Source organism: Herbaspirillum sp. WKF16, from assembly GCF_028993615.1.
GTDB lineage: Bacteria > Pseudomonadota > Gammaproteobacteria > Burkholderiales > Burkholderiaceae_D > Herbaspirillum.
Genome location: NZ_CP118632.1, coordinates 1,423,796 through 1,440,446 on the forward strand (window position 1 = coordinate 1,423,796; position 16,651 = coordinate 1,440,446).

At 66.6% G+C, this 16,651-nt stretch carries 17 protein-coding genes; 10 read left to right on the plus strand and 7 right to left on the minus strand.

All coding sequences use genetic code 11. The features are described from left to right. Positions 1-119: 119 nt before the first annotated feature. Both Herbaro_RS06325 and Herbaro_RS06330 read right to left on the minus strand, forming a co-directional pair. A complete protein-coding gene (locus tag Herbaro_RS06325; protein ID WP_275012979.1) occupies positions 120-1,151 on the minus strand; it encodes an aldo/keto reductase in 1,032 nt (343 codons plus the stop codon). A 13-nt stretch (positions 1,152-1,164) separates the two neighbouring features. Further along, positions 1,165-1,641 (minus strand): MerR family transcriptional regulator, encoded by a 477-nt coding sequence (locus Herbaro_RS06330; protein WP_275012980.1) that lies wholly within the window; start codon positions 1,639-1,641, stop codon positions 1,165-1,167. A 175-nt stretch (positions 1,642-1,816) separates the two neighbouring features. On the opposite strand from Herbaro_RS06330, the gene Herbaro_RS06335 reads away from it, so the two are divergent. Beyond that, positions 1,817-2,563 carry a 2-keto-4-pentenoate hydratase gene (locus Herbaro_RS06335; RefSeq protein ID WP_275012981.1) on the plus strand — a complete coding sequence of 249 codons (747 nt, stop codon included), beginning with the start codon at positions 1,817-1,819 and terminating at the stop codon, positions 2,561-2,563. 7 nt (positions 2,564-2,570) lie between these two features. Here the strand turns inward: Herbaro_RS06335 and Herbaro_RS06340 are convergent, their stop codons facing one another. Together Herbaro_RS06340 and bla are read right to left on the minus strand one after the other, a co-directional pair. Beyond that, positions 2,571-3,212 carry a LysE family translocator gene (locus tag Herbaro_RS06340; protein ID WP_275012982.1) on the minus strand — a complete coding sequence of 214 codons (642 nt, stop codon included), beginning with the start codon at positions 3,210-3,212 and terminating at the stop codon, positions 2,571-2,573. Between the two features lie 74 nt (positions 3,213-3,286). After that, on the minus strand, positions 3,287-4,186 hold the full coding sequence (gene bla, locus Herbaro_RS06345; RefSeq protein ID WP_275012983.1) for a class A beta-lactamase: 900 nt from the start codon (positions 4,184-4,186) through the stop codon (positions 3,287-3,289). Positions 4,187-4,300: 114 nt separating this feature from the next. Here bla and Herbaro_RS06350 point away from each other — a divergent pair, with 114 nt between their 5' ends. Further along, complete coding sequence (locus Herbaro_RS06350) at positions 4,301-5,161, plus strand: LysR family transcriptional regulator (protein WP_275012984.1); 861 nt, start codon at positions 4,301-4,303, stop codon at positions 5,159-5,161. Positions 5,162-5,373: 212 nt separating this feature from the next. After that, positions 5,374-5,517 carry a hypothetical protein gene (locus Herbaro_RS06355; RefSeq protein WP_275012985.1) on the plus strand — a complete coding sequence of 48 codons (144 nt, stop codon included), beginning with the start codon at positions 5,374-5,376 and terminating at the stop codon, positions 5,515-5,517. Positions 5,518-5,792: 275 nt separating this feature from the next. Here the strand turns inward: Herbaro_RS06355 and Herbaro_RS06360 are convergent, their stop codons facing one another. Beyond that, positions 5,793-6,698 (minus strand): LysR family transcriptional regulator, encoded by a 906-nt coding sequence (locus Herbaro_RS06360; RefSeq protein ID WP_275012986.1) that lies wholly within the window; start codon positions 6,696-6,698, stop codon positions 5,793-5,795. A gap of 159 nt (positions 6,699-6,857) precedes the next feature. Between Herbaro_RS06360 and Herbaro_RS06365 the strand changes: the two genes are divergently transcribed. The 4 genes from Herbaro_RS06365 to Herbaro_RS06380 all read left to right on the plus strand — a co-directional run bounded on the left by Herbaro_RS06365 (position 6,858) and on the right by Herbaro_RS06380 (position 10,625). Then, on the plus strand, positions 6,858-7,829 hold the full coding sequence (locus Herbaro_RS06365; RefSeq protein WP_275012987.1) for an agmatinase: 972 nt from the start codon (positions 6,858-6,860) through the stop codon (positions 7,827-7,829). Positions 7,830-7,893: 64 nt separating this feature from the next. Continuing rightward, entirely contained in the window at positions 7,894-8,307 is a 414-nt protein-coding gene (locus tag Herbaro_RS06370) for a RidA family protein (RefSeq protein WP_275012988.1), read from the plus strand. Between the two features lie 60 nt (positions 8,308-8,367). Beyond that, positions 8,368-9,159: a transporter substrate-binding domain-containing protein gene (locus tag Herbaro_RS06375; RefSeq protein ID WP_275012989.1), complete on the plus strand. Its 792-nt coding sequence runs from the start codon at positions 8,368-8,370 to the stop codon at positions 9,157-9,159. Positions 9,160-9,248: 89 nt separating this feature from the next. Further along, a complete protein-coding gene (locus Herbaro_RS06380; RefSeq protein WP_275012990.1) occupies positions 9,249-10,625 on the plus strand; it encodes an MmgE/PrpD family protein in 1,377 nt (458 codons plus the stop codon). 7 nt (positions 10,626-10,632) lie between these two features. On the opposite strand, the gene Herbaro_RS06385 is transcribed toward Herbaro_RS06380, so the two are convergent. After that, positions 10,633-11,619 carry a M48 family metallopeptidase gene (locus Herbaro_RS06385; RefSeq protein WP_275012991.1) on the minus strand — a complete coding sequence of 329 codons (987 nt, stop codon included), beginning with the start codon at positions 11,617-11,619 and terminating at the stop codon, positions 10,633-10,635. Positions 11,620-11,622: 3 nt separating this feature from the next. After that, positions 11,623-12,759 carry a YjgN family protein gene (locus Herbaro_RS06390; RefSeq protein ID WP_275012992.1) on the minus strand — a complete coding sequence of 379 codons (1,137 nt, stop codon included), beginning with the start codon at positions 12,757-12,759 and terminating at the stop codon, positions 11,623-11,625. A 337-nt stretch (positions 12,760-13,096) separates the two neighbouring features. Here Herbaro_RS06390 and Herbaro_RS06395 point away from each other — a divergent pair, with 337 nt between their 5' ends. From Herbaro_RS06395 to Herbaro_RS06405, 3 genes are all read left to right on the plus strand, one after another. Then, entirely contained in the window at positions 13,097-13,864 is a 768-nt protein-coding gene (locus Herbaro_RS06395; RefSeq protein WP_275012993.1) for a dienelactone hydrolase family protein, read from the plus strand. A gap of 277 nt (positions 13,865-14,141) precedes the next feature. Beyond that, a complete protein-coding gene (locus Herbaro_RS06400; RefSeq protein ID WP_275012994.1) occupies positions 14,142-14,864 on the plus strand; it encodes a gluconate 2-dehydrogenase subunit 3 family protein in 723 nt (240 codons plus the stop codon). A 2-nt stretch (positions 14,865-14,866) separates the two neighbouring features. Further along, the gene (locus Herbaro_RS06405; RefSeq protein WP_275012995.1) at positions 14,867-16,648 is read left to right on the plus strand and encodes a GMC family oxidoreductase; all 1,782 of its coding nucleotides are present in this window, start codon (positions 14,867-14,869) and stop codon (positions 16,646-16,648) included. The last annotated feature ends 3 nt before the right edge of the window (positions 16,649-16,651 follow it).

The following is a 16,651-nucleotide window of genomic DNA, read 5'->3' on the forward strand; positions in this document are numbered from 1 at the left end:
AGGAACGACAGGGGAGGATCTTGAACGTGAGGAGGCGTTGGCTACCTCCTCATTGTCGTCCCGGCGCAGGCCGGGACCCAGCGTCGTTTGTCGCAGCCCGCCGGCATGGCAAACGCCGGTCAGCCGTTGAGCATCTTCATGCTCGCCTCGGTGTAGCGGTCGCCCACCGCCGCCCCCACCGGGAACAGCGCATTCAACTCCTGCAAATGCTGCGGGCTCAGCTTTACGCCGAAGGCGCCGGCGTTCTCCTCCAGGTACTTGCGGCGCTTGGTGCCCGGGATCGGCACGATGTGCGGATCCTGCGCCATCACCCAGGCCAGCGCCAGCTGGCTGGGCGTGCAGCCGTAGCCTTGCGCCAGCTGCTTCACCTTCTCCACCAGTTGCAGGTTCTTGCCGAAGTTCTCGCCCTGGAAGCGCGGGTTGCTGCGGCGGAAGTCGTCCTCGGCCAGGTCTTCGAAGCGGGTGATGGCGCCGGTCAGGAAGCCGCGGCCCAGCGGGCTGTAGGCCACGAAGCCGATGCCCAGCTTGCGGCAGGTGGCCAGCACATCGGCTTCCGGGTCGCGCGTCCACAACGAGTATTCGCTTTGCAGGGCGGTGATCGGATGCACCCGGTGGGCGCGTTCGATGGTGGCGGCCGAGGCTTCCGACAACCCGATGTAGCGGATCTTGCCTTCCTTCACCAGGTCGGCCAGCACGCCCACGCTGGCCTCGATGGGCGTGTTGGGATCGATGCGGTGCTGGTAGTAGAGGTCAATGGTTTCCACGCCCAGGCGCTTCAGGCTGCCTTCGATGGCCTGGCGGATATAGGCCGGGCTGCCATCCACGCCGCGCACCGACGGGTCGTTGGGATCGCGCTTGAAGCCGAACTTGGTGGCGATGAAGAACTTGTCGCGGCGGCCCTTGATGGCGCGGCCGACCAGCTCTTCATTGGTGAACGGGCCGTACATGTCGGCCGTGTCCAGCAGGTTGACGCCCAGCTCCAGCGCGCGGTCGATGGTGGCCAGCGATTCGGCGTCGTCGCGGTTGGAGTAGAAGTCGCTCATGCCCATGCAGCCCAGGCCGATGGCGGAGACCAGCGGGCCGTTGGCGCCCAGGCGGCGGGTGCCGATGGCGGAGTCGGGTTGCAGGTGGGCGGTGATCTGTTCAGTCATTTGGCGTCCTTTTTCAGTTGGCGCCGGCGGGTTGCATGGCTGCTGCATCGGTTCGCGGATCGGACAGCGCTGTCTTGCGGCCGCTCTTGCGCGGCGCGGGCGCGGATTGCGCCATGGCTTCCTTTTCCATCTCGCCGTAGAGGGCGATCTTGTGATGCAGCGCGGCCAGGTTGCTTTGCAGTTCCGCCAGCGTGTGTTGTACGGAAAGCGTGTGATCCAGCAGGATCGCCTTCCGTTCCGTGACGCTCTCCATGCTATTGCCCAGGCGGCGCAGCTCGGCGTAGCGCAGCATCGCCCGTACCGGCAGGCCGGTGGACTTCAGCTTGAGCAGGAAACCGATCCAGTTCAGGTCTTCCTGCGTGTAGCGCCGGTGGCTGTTGTCGCGCCGCTCGACCGGATCGAGCAAGCCGATCCGTTCGTAGTAGCGCAGCGTATGCACCGACAGGCCGGTGGCCGCTGCGGCCTGGGCGATGGTCATGGAGGTCGTCATGGCAGGCAGTCTAGAAGTTGGAGCGCGCTCGAAGTCAAGCGCCGGGTTTCCATTATGGGCAAGTCGGCGCCGACCTGCTGGCGGCGCGGGTTTGTTGCCGCCGGGACATGCTGCCGGCGCTCGCGCCAGCGCGTACAATGCGCGCTGCCTATCGATCTTGTCGGAGAAAACCAGGATGAATATCCACGCCGCCACCCAACTTCTGCTGGACGCCCGCAACAGCGGCGTCGTACTCGACTGGCGTCGCCTGGCGGTGGGCGACGCCGCCACCGCCTACGCGGTGCAGGACGCGCAATTGCTGCAGCTGGGGCCGGTGGGCGGCTGGAAGGTGGGCAGCAAGGGCGATGGCGCGGAGCCGGCCTGTTCGCCGCTGCCGGCATCTTGCGTGCTGGCCTCCGGCGCCCTGCTGGCGGGGCCGCAGTGGCGGTTGCGCGGACTGGAAGTGGAGCTGGCCCTGCGCGTGGGGCGCGATTTCGATCCCGGCGATACGCTTCCGGCGCGCGAAGAATTGCAGGGCGTATTCGACGCCGTGATGCCGGCCATCGAAGTGGTCGAGACGCGCCTGGGCAAGCTGCCTTGCGACAATCCCTGGGCCGCGATGGCCGACCTGCAATGCCATGGCGCGCTGGTGATCGGCGCGGCGCGGCCGATGCCGGCCACGGTGCTGGAACTGCGCGACGTGCTGGCCAGCCTGTCGATCGATGGGCGCGAGGAGGTGCGCGCTCGCGGCGGCAATCCGGCCGACCTGTGGCCGACCCTTTCGTGGCTGGCGCGCCATTGCGCGCTGCGCGGGATGCCGTGGAAGAAGGGCCAGGTCGTCACCACCGGCTCATGCACCGGTTTGCATAACGCCCGTTCGGGCACGCTGGTGGAGGCGCGGCTGGAGGGCGTGGGCGCGGTCTCGCTGCGCTTCGCCGGCTGACACCGCTTCAGCTGCCGCGGCGATAGAAGGCCAGCGATCCCGCCAGGGCCAGCAGGACGGCGCCGCAGGTGCGGTCCATCCAGAGGATGGCGCGGCGGCGCAGCAGGCTGACCGCGCGCGCGCCGATGAGCGCATAGGCGAACATGATCAGGAAGTCGATGGCGGCGAACAGCAGGCCGATGGCCACATACTGCGGCGCCTGCGGGGCGGCGCTGTCGATGAACTGCGGCAGCAGCGCCGAGCAGAACAGGTAGCCCTTGGGATTGGTCACCGCCACCAGGAAGGACTTCATGAACACCTTGCGCGCGCCGGCGCGCCTGTCGTCCGGCATCGCGTCCAGGTTAAGGCTGCCTTGCGAGCGCAGCATGCGCAGGCCGATCCATGCCAGGTAGGCGGCGCCGACCCACTTCACCACCGCGAACCAGAATTCCGAGGCCGCCAACAGCGCGCCCAGTCCCACCGCCACCGACGCCACCAGCACGAAATCCGACGCCAGCGCACCCAGCATGCCGGGGATGGCGCGGCGCACGCCCATGCGCGCGCCGTTGGACAGCGCCAGCAGCACGGTCGGTCCGGGCGTGGCGATGGTGGCCACCGCGACCAGTGAGAACAGGGCGAGGGTGGTGTAGTTGAGGCTCAGGGCGGTCATGGCGTCTCCGGGCCGGCGGCGTTCCCGCCGCATGGCCGGGAAGACGCCGCCGGCGTCATGTGAGGCGCATTATGTCACGCCAGCCCGCGCGCGATCAGCTTGCCGATCTCCGAGTGCACGCCGTTGCGCTTGTCCTCGGCGGCCGCGGTCTCGGTGAGGTAGACCGCGAACAGCAGCGGCGCGCCGCCCGGCGTCCAGGCCACGCCGACGGTATTGGTGCTGCCGCGGTTGCCGGTGCCGGTCTTGTCGCCCACCTTCCATCCCGCGGGCAGGCCGGCGCGCACGCGCTTGTCGCCGGTCTTGTTGTGCAGCAGCCATTGCGTGACCAGCGTGCGCGAGGCCGCATTGAGCGCGTTGCCCAGCACGATGCCGCGCAGGTCGGCCGTCATCGCCGCCGGCGTGGTGGTGTCGCGCGGGTCGCCGGGCACGGCTTCGTTGAGCGTGGGCTCGTTGCGGTCCAGGCGCGTCTGGTCGTCGCCCAGCGTGCGGATGAAGGCGGTCAGGCCGGCCGGGCCGCCCATGCTCTCCAGCAGCAGGTTGGCCGCGGTATTGTCGGACAGCGTCATCGCCGCCTCGCACAGCGCGGAGACCGACAATCCCTCGCCGCCGACATGCTTGCCGGTGGTGGGGGAGTAGGGCACCAGCGCCTCGCGTCCGTAGACGATGCGCCGCTCCAGGCGCTCCTCGCCCAGGTCCACGCGCTTCAATACCGCGGCGGCGGCCAGGAACTTGAAGGTGCTGCACATCGGAAAGCGCTCGTCGGCGCGATAGCCCCAGCTGCCGCCATGCGAGGTATCGACGATGGACACCCCCAGGCGGCCGCCGACGCCCGCTTCCAGCGCCGCCATGCGTTCGACGAAGGTGAGCGAGTCCTTAGTTTTATTGCTGGCTTTGCCATCGGCCGCCCAGGCGCGCGTCACCAGGCCGCCGGCCGCCAGGCCCGCCATTGCAAGAAAATTCCTTCTTCCACGCATGTGTTCTCCGTTGTGATGTTGTGAGGAAGTCCGGATGATAAGAAGTGGTGCGCCCGGCCACAATTCACGATAATTGGCGCAAGACCCAAGAAAAACTGATGCCGGGAGGCTTCCATGTATTTGCCGCTCAATGCCTTGCGCGCCTTCGAGGCGTCGGCGCGCCATCTCTCCTTTACCCGCGCCGCCGACGAGCTCAACGTCACCCAGACCGCGGTCAGCATGCAGGTCAAGAACCTGGAGGAGCGGCTGGGCGCCGCGCTGTTTCGCCGGCTGCCGCGCGGCCTGGCGCTGACCGACGAGGGGTTGGCGCTGCTGCCGGTGGTGGCCGAATCCTTCGGCCGCATCGGCGCCGTGCTGGCGCAATTCGAGAACGGCCGCAAGCGCGAGGTGCTTACGCTGGGCGTGGTCGGCACCTTCGCGGTGGGCTGGCTGATGCCGCGCCTGCGCCAATTCCAGCAGAGTTATCCCTTCGTCGACCTGCGCCTGCTGACCAACAACAACCGCGTCGACCTGGCCGGCGAGGGCCTCGATTACGCGATCCGGTTTGGCGATGGTGCATGGCACGGCACCGAGGCTGAACGATTGTTCAGCGCGCCGGCCGCGCCCATGTGCGCGCCCGAGATCGCCGCACGCCTGCGCCGGCCCGTCGACCTGGCGGCCGAGACCCTGCTGCGCTCCTACCGCAGCGAGGAGTGGAACGAATGGTTCGCCGCCGCCGGCGCGCCTTGCCCGCCGATCCGCGGCTTCGTGTTCGACTCCTCGCTGACCATGGCCGAAGCTGCGGCGCAGCAAGCCGGCGTGGCCCTGCTGCCGGTGCTGATGTTCGAGCGGGAACTGCGCCAGGGACGCCTGGTCTGTCCTTTTGAGACCAGCATAGCGCTCGGCGCCTACTGGCTCACGCGGCTCAAGTCGAAGCAGGAAACCGCGGCCATGCTGGCCTTCCGCGAATGGCTGATGGCGCAGGCGGGCGCCTGAGCGGTGACTACTCCTCGCTTGCCGGCAGGTGAGGGCGAATCGCAACAAGTGGCGATTCCTAGGAATTTTCCTGATAGACGCCAGCCCAAGCTGGACATAGAATAAATGATATAAACAATTTCGACGGGAGCGCCGGACGCCGGTATCGCATCCTCCCGCGAGAGCCAGGCGGTACCTGTACCAACCCAAGTGCAAAGAAACGGGGGCATCTCATGAAATACTTCGCTAAGCTCTATCGCAAGTTGCTCGACTACCTGAACGACTCGGGAGACCTGACCACGGGTTCGCATCGCGGTCCGCCGCAATCCTGCAGCCTGTACTCGGGCCTGTCGGGGATGGACGAGCGACGACGCTGACACATCGGCGGCGGCCAGCCACAGCGCTGGCCGCCGCGTTTCAGCTCCCCGCCCTGAAGCGTTCTGCTTCGCCTGTCCTTCTCGTAGTTCTTCTGTTTTCTCCTGGCTTCCCTCTTCGTTTCCCCTCTTTTTACCTCGTTTGTCCGCGCCATAAGCCCGCACCAATCGCGCTCATCCGGCCTGCCCGGCGCCCGGTTGCACGCGCGGTTTTCGTGCGAAGGCAGGGCGCGGTGCATGCCGCGCCCTTTTTTGGTGTGCCGCACAAATGCCGCCGCTCAGGCGGCTGCGGCCGCACCGGAAGAGCGCACGTGGAACTCGCGCAGGATGGACAGGAACAGGTCGGAGCGGTGCGTGGACGGGCGTCCGGGATCGGTCACCGCGCAGATGGTGTGCTGGAAACTCGGGCTGCCGCGGCGCGCGCGCAACGCGTAGCGCTTGCCGATCATCTGGGCATAGTGGGTCGGCAGCAGGCCGACGTAGTCGCCGGTGGCGACCAGCAGCGCAATTGCCTCCAGCCCGCCCGCATCGGGGCCGCGTGCGTAGCCGCCGGCGGCCAGCACGGCATCGACATAGGGGTGGGGGCGATACACCAGCGCCGGCTCGCGGGCGCCGCGCGCCTCCCGGCTTTCCTTGCGGATGGCGCCGTAGATGCGATGGCTCTCCGAGAACAGCGGCAGGAACTCGAACTCATCCTCGCCCGGATAGCGCCCGCGCACGGCGATGTCCACCCGCTGCTCGCGCAGCGCCTGGTTGAGTTCGGGAAAGGTCATCACCTCGATGCGCGGCTGCACGTTGGGCGCGCGGCGCTTGAGCATGGCGATCGCCTGCGGCAGCTTGCAGTCGGGATGGCTCAGCGCATGCTCCACCACGCCCAGCGCCAGCGGCCCCGACAGCACGCCGTGCACCGCATCGATTTCGGGCCGGATGCGCTCCAGCGAGCGCAGCGCGCCGGTGGCCAGCTTCACCGCCACCTCGCCCTCGGGCGTGAGCCGGAAGCCCGCAGGACCGCGCTCGCACAGGCGCACGCCCAGGCGCTCCTCGACCTCGCGCACGTGGCGGCTGATCGAGGCCTTGGACATGTGCAGCAACTTCTCCGCCGCCGCAAAACCTCCGGCCTCGGCAACGTTGCAGAACACCCGCAGCGAGCGCAGGTCGCGCTCATCGAAGTCGAGACGGATCATTTTGGGGCGTTTCCTTGCACACGGTAAAGTCTTGGAAAATGAAACTATACCCCCAAAAGAATCATTTTCTATTGCCTCATCGGCTGGCTACAGTGCATTCACCACGGCGGCAGTCGCCACACCGCCGCCGCCCGGATCTTTCAACAAGGATGCCCAGCCATGGAACAACTCACCACACCGCCCCGCACCGGCCACAAGACCTTGCTCTATTCGGAGCTGGTCGCCGATTTCACGGAGAAGTCCGAACTGAAATCCGACATCGCCGTGCTGGGCATGCCCTTCGGCGCCGCCTACGGCCCGCGCCAGTACAGCAATGACCAGACCAATGCGCCGCAAGCCCTGCGCGAGCTGACCGACCGCATGGTGCGCCACCCCTCGCACTACGACTTCGACATCGACGGCCCGCTGCTGCAGGAGCGCGACGACATCCGCTTCGTCGATTGCGGCGACGTCATGCCCGACCTCTCCAAGCCGGACGACCACAAGCGCCGCGCCGAGATCGCGGTGCGCCAGATCCTGCGCGGCGGCGGCATGCCCATCGTGCTGGGCGGCGACCACGGCATCACCAATCCGGTGCTGCGCGGCTTCGATGAAGTCGGCCCGGTGACGCTGGTGCACATCGACGCCCATCTGGACTGGCGCGATGAAGTCAACGGCGTGCGCGACGGCCTCTCCAGCGTGATCCGCCGCGCCTCGGAATTGCCGTTCATCAAGCACATCGTGCAGATCGGCCTGCGCGCCCAGGGCAGCGGCCGGCCGGCCGACTATCGCGCGGCCAAGGAGTGGGGCGCGGACTTGATCAGCGCCTACGAACTGCACGACATCGGCATGGACGCCGTGCTGGCGCGCATCCCGGACGGCGGCAACTATTACCTCACCATCGACGCCGACGGCCTCGATTGCGCCATGATGCCGGCCGTCGACGGCCCGGCGCCGGGCGGCGTGACCTTCCTCCAGGCACGGAAGTTGATACACGGCCTGGTCAAGAAGGGCCGCGTGGTGGGCATGGACATCGTCGAGATCCAGCCGGCCAAGGACAACGCCAGCAAGATCAGCTGCGTGACCGCCGGCCGCCTGATCGTGAACCTGATCGGCGCCACCATCCGCGCCGGCTATTTCGACAAGAAATAAGCGACGCCGCACCAACCCGCAGCACGCAGCTCCTTCAACCAAGCACTTACCCATCGGGACAGACATGGCACATACACGCATCCGCAAGTTCAACACCAAGGAAACCTATCCGGAACAGAAGATCGACAACGACCTGTGCCAGGCCGTCGTGGCGCGCGGCACCACGGTGTTCCTGCGCGGCCAGATCGGCCAGGACCTGGATACCTCCGAGAGCGTCTGCATCGGCGACGTCAAGGGCCAGACCGAGCAAGCCATGAAGAACATCGACATGCTGCTCAAGGAAGCCGGCAGCAAGCTGGAGCACATCTGCAAGGTCACCATCTACATCTCCGACCCGCGCTTTCGCGAGGACGTCTACCTGGTGGTCGGCAAGTGGCTCAAGGGCGTGTTCCCGGTCTCGACCGGCATCGTCGTGACCGCCTTCGCCCGTCCGGAATACCTGGTCGAGGTCGACGCCACCGCCGTCATCCCCGACTGAGCGCGAGTTCGTTCGTCATCCATCCCGACCACCCAGCTTCATCCCCAGAAAGGATATTCCATGAAACGCCGCTCGCTACTCGCACTGATCAGCCTCACCGCGGCAGCCGCCTGTATTTTTTCGGGCAATGCATTCGCCGATGACCTGTACAACACCATCATGGCGCGCAAGTCGATTCGCGTGGCCGTGCCGACCGACTATCCGCCCTACGGCTCGGTCGGCACCGACATGACGCCGCGCGGCTACGATATCGACATGGCCAACCTGATCGGCAAGAAGCTGGGCGTGAAGGTGGACCTGATCCCGGTGACCGCGCCCAACCGCATCGCCTACCTGCAGACCAACAAGGCCGACATCACCATCTCCTCGCTGGGCAAGACCGCCGAGCGCGCCAAGGTGGTCGATTTCAGCATCGCCTACGCGCCGTTCTTCGATGCCGTGTTCGGCACCAAGAAGGTCAAGGCCACCACCTTCGACGAGCTCAAGGGCAAGACCATCTCGGTGACCCGCGGCTCCATGCAGGACCAGGAGCTGGAACAGATGGCGCCGGGCGCGCAGGTCAAGCGCTTCGAAGACAACAACTCGACGCTGTCGGCCTTCCTGGCGGGCCAGGTGCAGATGTTCGCCACCGGCACCACGGTCGCGGCCGCGCTGCAGAAGATGAACCCGGCGCTGGACATGGAGCTCAAGGTGATCCTGGCCAACGCGCCGTGCTACGTGGCCATGCCGCGCGGCGAATCGACGCTGCTGGCCAAGATCAACATGATCATCCGCGAAGCGCGCACCGACGGCACCATCGACAAGTTCTCCAACACCTGGCTGGGCGCCCCGGCCGGCCAGCTGCCGGACTGATCGCGGCAAGCTGGGCGACGCGGCCGGTTCCCGATGGGACCGGCCGTTTTTCATTGCAGCCTCGCGCGAGGCATGGAACAGGAGCGGACATGACGCAAGCGGCGGGATCACAACAGCAGGGCGGCGCGATCGGAGCAATGGCGCGCTGGATCGCCGGGCTGGAAGAAAACGCCATTCCCGCCGCCGTGCGCGGCGTGGCGCTCAATTGCCTGGTCGACACCATCGGCGTCATCGCCGCCGGATCGGCCACGCCGGTGGCGGCGCATGCGCGCGCGCTGGCGGCCATCTCGGCGGCGGAAGGGGCGTGCGCCATCATCGGCGGCGACCGGCGCTGCGATTTGCGCCAGGCCGCCTTCGCCAACGGCGTGGCGGCCCATGCGCTGGATTTCGACGACAACTGTTACGCCGGCTTCGTGCACGGCTCGGCCGTGATCGCGCCGGCGGCGCTGGCTGCGGCCCAGCATGCGGACGCCGGCGGCGCGCAATTGATCACCGCCTTCGTGGTCGGCGCCGAGTGCGAATATGCGCTCGGCCTGGCTACGGCCAACGTACTGTACGACCAGGGCTGGTGGACCACCGGCGTGCTGGGGCCGGTCGGCGCCTGCGCCGCGGCGGCCCGGCTGCTGCGGCTCGACGCGCGGCAGACGGCCGCGGCGCTGGGCCTGGCGGTGGCGGGCGCGGCCGGCATCAAGGCCTGCTTCGGTAGCGACGCCAAGGCCTTCCTGGCCGGGCGCGCGGCCGAGGCGGGCGTGACGGCGGCGCTGATGGCGCAGGCCGGCGCCAGCGGCCCGGTCGACGCCTTCGAGCACCGCAACGGCTTCATCAAGCTCTTCAACGGCGGGCGCTTCGACGCCGGCGTGTTCGAGAAACTCGGGCAGCGCTGGACCTTGCTCGACCCCGGCGTGGACGTCAAGCGCATCCCGGTGTGCCTGTCGTCGCATGCGGCGGTCGATGTCGCGCTCGATCTCGCGCAGGAACACGGCATCGACCCCGGCGAGATCGAGGCGATCGCCTGCAACGTCCCGCCCATCGTGATCGCCAACCTGGTCCACGACGATCCCGCCACGCCGCAGCAGGCGCAGTTCAGCATGCCGTTCGCGATTGCCGCCGCGCTGCTGCATGGCGCGCCGGGACTGGCGCAGCTGTCGCCGCAGGCGCTGGCCGATGCCGACCTGCGCGCGCTGATGGCCAGGGTGTCGATGTTCAGCGGGGCGGTATGGGAGGACGCGGCCTATCGCGCCGCCGCGCCCGAGGGCGCCGAACTCAGCATCGCCTTGCGCGACGGCCGGGTGCTGCAGGGATTCCGCGATTTCGCGCGCGGCGCGGCGCGCTATCCCTTGACGGTGGAGGAGATCGGCGCCAAGTTCGAGGGCTGCCTGCGCTACGCCGGCCTGCGCATGCCGGCGCTATTGCCCTCGCTGCGCGCGCTGGAGACGCGCGGCAGCGTGCGCGATCTGTTCGCCTGACGTCGCCTCAGCGCGCGCCCAGGATGTGCCGGATGCGTTCCTGGCTGGGCGGATGGCTGGAGAGGTAGGGTGCGATGGCGCCGTGGCCCTTGTCGTCGAGCTTTTCGAACACGTAGGCCAGCTTCTGGCGCGGCATGCCGTTGGCCTGGAACATGGCGATGGCGTAGTCGTCGGCCTCGGTCTCGATGTCGCGCGAATACTTCATGTCCAGCAGCAGCGTGGGGATGTTGGCCAGCACCGCCGAGACGTCGCCGAACAGCACCGTGGCCACCGCCGCCACTGCCGAACTCTGGATCAGGCGGCGCATCAGGTGACGCTGGTGCACGTGGCCCAGCTCGTGCGCCAGCACGCCCATGAGCGCATCGTCATCGTCAAGCAGTTGCACGATCTCGTCGGTGACCACGATCTGGCCGGAGGGCAGGGCGAAGGCATTGGGGCCGATGCGGCTCTTGCGAAACAGGATCTCGAAGGGCGGCGCCTCGGGCAGCGGCGCGGCCATCGCCTTGAAGCGGGCGACGATGGCCTCGCGCCGCGCGGCCGGCAGCGCGGTGGGCGCCATCACATGGCGGTCGAGGAAGTCCAGCGTGCCGATGCCGACCTTGCGGTCCACTTCCACCGGCAGCGCCTTGGCCGCCGCTTCCGCGGCCAGCGGCAGCAGCCACACATAACTTGCCGCCACCACCAACACCAGCGCCGCAGCGGCGGCCAGCGTGGCGCGCCAGTTCTGCTGGATGCGCACCACCAGCGTATCGCGATGCCGGGTAGCATGCAGCAGCGCGGCGAAGGCCTCGCGGTCGAGCACCTCCAGGTAAGCGCCATCGGGGAAGGTCACCTTGCGCGCGGCGCGGTTGAAGCGTTCGGACACGCGCAGCTGCGCGATCGGGCTGCTGCGCTCGACCTCGCCGCGCACATGCGCGATGCCCTGTTCGACCTCCAGCGTCACCGCGTGGCGCCGGGAGGTCTTGCCGTCGAAGTAATGTGCGGCGACCTGCATGCGTCAGAGCGAGAGGTCGAAGTCGAGCAGGTCGGTCATGCCTTCGCCGGCGGCCGATCCCGCCGATTCGGCGGAGGCGATGAACTCGTCGAGTCCGCCGGCCGGATGCAGGCTCATGGCCTCGATGCGGCAACGCATCAGGCGCACCTGCGCGAAGGGCGTGTACAGCCCCAGCGTGCAGACGATGCCGACCACGTTGGTGGCCATGATGAACATCATGCTTCGCCAGCGCATGTCGCTGGCGAAGCGGTGCTCGCCCAGGCGGGTATTGTTCCAGATCAGGTTCTGCAGCAGCGTGAAGAACAACGGCAGCGCCAGGAAGGACCAGACGTAGACCGACAGGACCATCAGGAAGAAGGCCAGCCCGCCGCCGTCGTCGGTGCCGGTTTGGCCGGCCGAGGCCAGCGCGGCGATGGTGCCGCCGAACAGCAGCAGGATGGCGACGAAGCCGGCCAGCCAGATGCCCATGCCCAGCAGATAGGCCTTGTAGAAGCCGCCCGGCGAGGCGTGGAAGGAGAAGTGCGTGGCGCCGAAGCGCGACTCGTTGTGCTGGAAGCGCTTGATGCGCTGGTGGGCGAACGGCGCCAGCAGGTACAGCGACAGCACCGACAGCGCCGGCCACAGCAGGTAGGTCTTGTAGGCCGCGCCGGCGCTGCCGCGCAGGCCGAAGCGGATGCCGCGGTAGCTGGAGTTGTAAAGCTTGAACTGCAGGCTGCGCCAGATCAGCCAGGGCACCGCCAGGCCCATGGCGGCCAGCGCCAAGAGACCGAGCAGCGGCCCGATGTTGAAGGCGGTGTGGTAGACGAACAGCAGCACTACCGCCGCGATGCGGCCCTTGAGGATGGCGATGGGATTGCCGTGGTACTCGAAGCTGCTGCCGGCCACGGTGGTGTTGTCGTAGAAATAGCGCAGGCGCCGCACCTTGGCCCAGGCCGAATAAATGCCTAGAGTGATGATGGACAGCAGCAGGTTGACGATCCAGATGCGGAAGTACTCGGAGCCGCGCGCGCTGAAGGCGAAGCGTTCGGCGGACGGCGCGGCAAGGCCGTGGTCGTTGCCGGCGCCGCCGAAGCCGGCCTGGGTGGAGGTGACGGAGGGCGTGGCGTCGGGCTGGCCGTTTTGATCGGAGATGTCGCTCATGGAACCCCTTTTTGGAATTGTGCGAAAAGGTACGGCTGCCGTGCGGGTGAGCGCAAGAATCTATTGCTCGCAGTAAAAAGTCAAGGGTGGCTCGTACCCATGCGGCTTGTAGGGGTGATGCATGGATCCGTCTCGCATTTGCTTTGCATCAGCTGGTATGACCTCCTGCAGAGCTGCACGCTTTGTGCGAACATAGCGGGCTTATGCGCAGTCGGATTGCATTGATTCTGCGCAAAAGCCGCGCCAATAAGAACGCATTCTTCGCCACCGATGAAATGCGCTCGATAAGTTTCCTCGGCGCCGGTCCTGCCGGCGCACGCCAACCAAAGGAGCCTCAATGTCCCAGTCCTGGAACGCCGCCGCCATCGCCGAGAAACTCGGCATTGCCGCTGCCGATCTCGCCATCGAAACCATCATCCACAGCATCGACGGCGTCGAATACGAAAACGTCCTGCTGTTCAACAAGGCCAAGCCGCAAGCCTCCGGCGTGCTGGCCGTGCCCAACTACTTCGGCATCCGCCAGCAGGCGCTGGAAATCGCCGCCGCCACGGTGGGCGCGGATCACGCGATCTTCGTGGCCGACGTCTACGGCAAGAGCGTGCGTCCGGCCAACGGTGACGAGGCCATGGCCGTGATCGTCGCGCTCAAGAAGGACCGCCCGGAACTGCAAAAGCGCATGAACGCCGCGCTGGACGCCTTCCGTGGCCAGCAAAAGATCAAGATCGCCGCCGGCAAGTTCGGCGCCTGCGGCTTCTGCTTCGGCGGCACCGCCGCGCTGGAGCTGGCGCGTTCCGGCGCCGACGTGCGCGGCACCGTGTCGCTGCATGGCGCGCTGGACACGCCATCGCCCGACGGCAGCAAGATCAAGGGCGCGGTGCTGGTACTGCACGGCGTGCAGGATCCGTCGGTGCCGCGCGAGCAGGTCAACGCCTTCATCGACGAGATGAGCGCGGCCAAGCTCGATTGGCAATTGGTCAACTACGGCCAGGCCGGCCACTCCTTCACCGATCCGGACGCCAACAATCCGGGCTTCTTCTACCACCGCCAGACCGCCCAGCGCGCGTCGGCGGCGCTGAAGAATTTCTTCGGCGAACTGTTCGCTTAAAGCCAGTCGGCAAGGCGGCGCGCATGCCGCCTTGCCCTGTTGTCAGCCAGTTGCTTTCGACCATGAAATCAGCGAGCCAGCATGCACAGCTTTTCGCGCAGCGCCTTTACCAGAGATAAAGCATTCTTCCCCGTCCGGCGCCAGGAACCGGGCAGGGCGGATCCATGACAAGAGGTAACCGTCATCGACGGCCGCCGGGATGCGTGCGTCCCGGCAGCTTGCAGTGGCCCAGTACCCGTTAGTTCTCCCTCAATCCACCACAGTCCAAAGGAAAGTCATGTCCCAAGATAAAGAGCCGAGGCGGCGTTTCCTGCGCCAGGTATTGGCCATCGTCCCAGCAGCCAGCACGCTAGGCGGAGCCACTGCGGTCGCAGTCAGCCAGCCGGCGATCGCCGACAGTTCCGAGCCGGGCAAGCCGCGCGCTTACACCCCGACCTACTTCAACGCGGCCGAATGGGCGTTCATCAACGCTGCCGTCGACCACCTGATTCCTTCCGATCAATACGGCGCCGGCGCCCTGGAAACCGGTGTGCCCGAATTCATCGACCGCCAGATGGAAACGCCCTACGGCGCCGGCAAGCTGTGGTACATGCAAGGCCCCTTCCATCCGGACAGCGTGCCCGAACTGGGCTACCAGCTCTCGCTGGTGCCGCGCGACATCTACCGCCAGGGCATCGCCGCCTGCAACGACTGGTGCGTCAAGAACCTGGGCAAGGTCTTCGCCGAGCTCGATCGTGCCAAGCAGCTCGACGTGCTCAAGCAGATGGAAGGCGGCAAGATCCACTTCGAAACCGTTCCGGCCAAGACCTTCTTCAACTTCATGCTGGGCAACACCAAGGAAGGCTACTTCGCCGACCCGATGTACGGCGGCAACCAGAAGATGGGCGGCTGGAAGATGGTCGGGTTCCCCGGCGCGCGCGCCGACTACCTGGACTGGGTGGACCAATACAACGTGAAATATCCCTACGGCCCCGTGTCGATTCTGGGTGAGAAGGGCTGATCATGGCGATTAAAAAAGACAAAGTGGATGTGGTGATGGTGGGCCTGGGCTGGACCGGCGCCATCATGGGGATGGAACTGACCGAAGCCGGTCTGAACGTGCTGGCGCTGGAACGCGGCGACATGCGCGACACCAACACCGACACGCCTTATCCGAAGGCGGTCGACGAACTGAAATATTCCGTGCGCGGCGCGCTGTTCCAGGACCTCTCGCGCGAAACCGTGACCATCCGCTACGGCGTGGCGGACGTGGCGGTGCCCTATCGCCAGCACGGTTCCTTCCTGCTGGGCGACGGCGTCGGCGGCGCCGGTTTCCACTGGAACGGCATGATGTACCGCAACCTGCCGGAAGAGCTGGAAATGCGCAGCCACCACGAGCAGAAGTACGGCAAGAAATTCATCCCCGAGGACATGACGATCCAGGATCACGGCGTCACCTACAAGGAACTGGAACCGTTCTACGACTTCTCGGAAAAGGTGATGGCCGTGTCCGGCAAGGCCGGCAACCTGAACGGCAAGATCGTGGCAGGCGGCAACCCGCTGGAAGGCGCGCGCAGCGACGAATTCCCGACCAAGCCGCTGACCTACCAATACAGCGCCTCGCTGGTCGAGAAGGCCATGCGCGACGTCGGCTACCACCCGTACCCGGCGCCGGCGGCCAATGCCTCCGAGCCTTACACCAACCCCTACGGCGTGCGCATCGGCCCCTGCAACTACTGCGGCTTCTGCGAAAACTACGGCTGCTACATGTACTCCAAGGCCTCGCCGCAGACCACCATCCTGCCGGTGCTCCTGAAGCGCAAGAACTTCGAGGTGCGCACCAAGGCGCAGGTGATCAAGGTCAACCTGGACGCCTCGGGCAAGCGCGCCACCGGCGTCACCTACATCGACGCGCAAGGCCGTGAAGTCGAACAGCCGGCCGACCTGGTGCTGCTGACCGCATTCCAGACGCACAACGTGCGCCTGCTGCTGCTGTCGGGCATCGGCAAGCCGTACGACCCGGTCACCGGCGAAGGCGTGGTGGGCAAGAACTTCGCCTACCAGTACAACGGCGGCATCAACGTGGTCATGCCCAAGGGTACGCAGTTCAACCCGTTCATCGGCACCGGCGCCGGCGGCGTCGGCATGGACGACCTCAACGCCGACCAGTTCGACCACGGCCCGCTGGGCTTCATCGGCGGCGCCTCGATCCGCCACGTGCGCTACGGCGGCCGTCCCATCAAGCAGGCCGGCACCATGCCGGGCGAGAAGGTGCCCAACTGGGGCTCGGAGTGGAAGGGCAGCGTGCAGGACGCCTACCAGCGCACCCTGACCATCGGCATCTCGGGTTCGGTGATGGCTTACCGCGATTGCTACCTGTCGCTGGATCCGACCTACAAGGACGCCAACGGCCAGCCGCTCCTGCGCATGACGCTAAACTGGAAGGAAAACGAAGGCAAGATGCTGACCCACATCGGCAACGAGATGGAGAAGGTCGGCCAGGCGATGAACCCGGAGAAGGTGGTCAAGGCGATCCGCAAGACCGGTTCCTCGTGGGACACCCGGGTCTACCAGTCGACCCACTTGACCGGCGGCGCGATCATGGGCACCACGCCCAAGAACAGCGTGGTCAACAAGTACCTGCAAAGCTGGGACGTGCCCAACGTGTTCGTCTACGGCGCTTCTGCGTTCCCGCAGAACATGGGCTACAACCCGACCGGCCTGGTCACGGCGCTGGCGTATCACTCCGCCAAGGCGATCCGCGAGCAGTATCTGAAAAACCCCGGCCCGCTGGTTCAGGCATAAGAG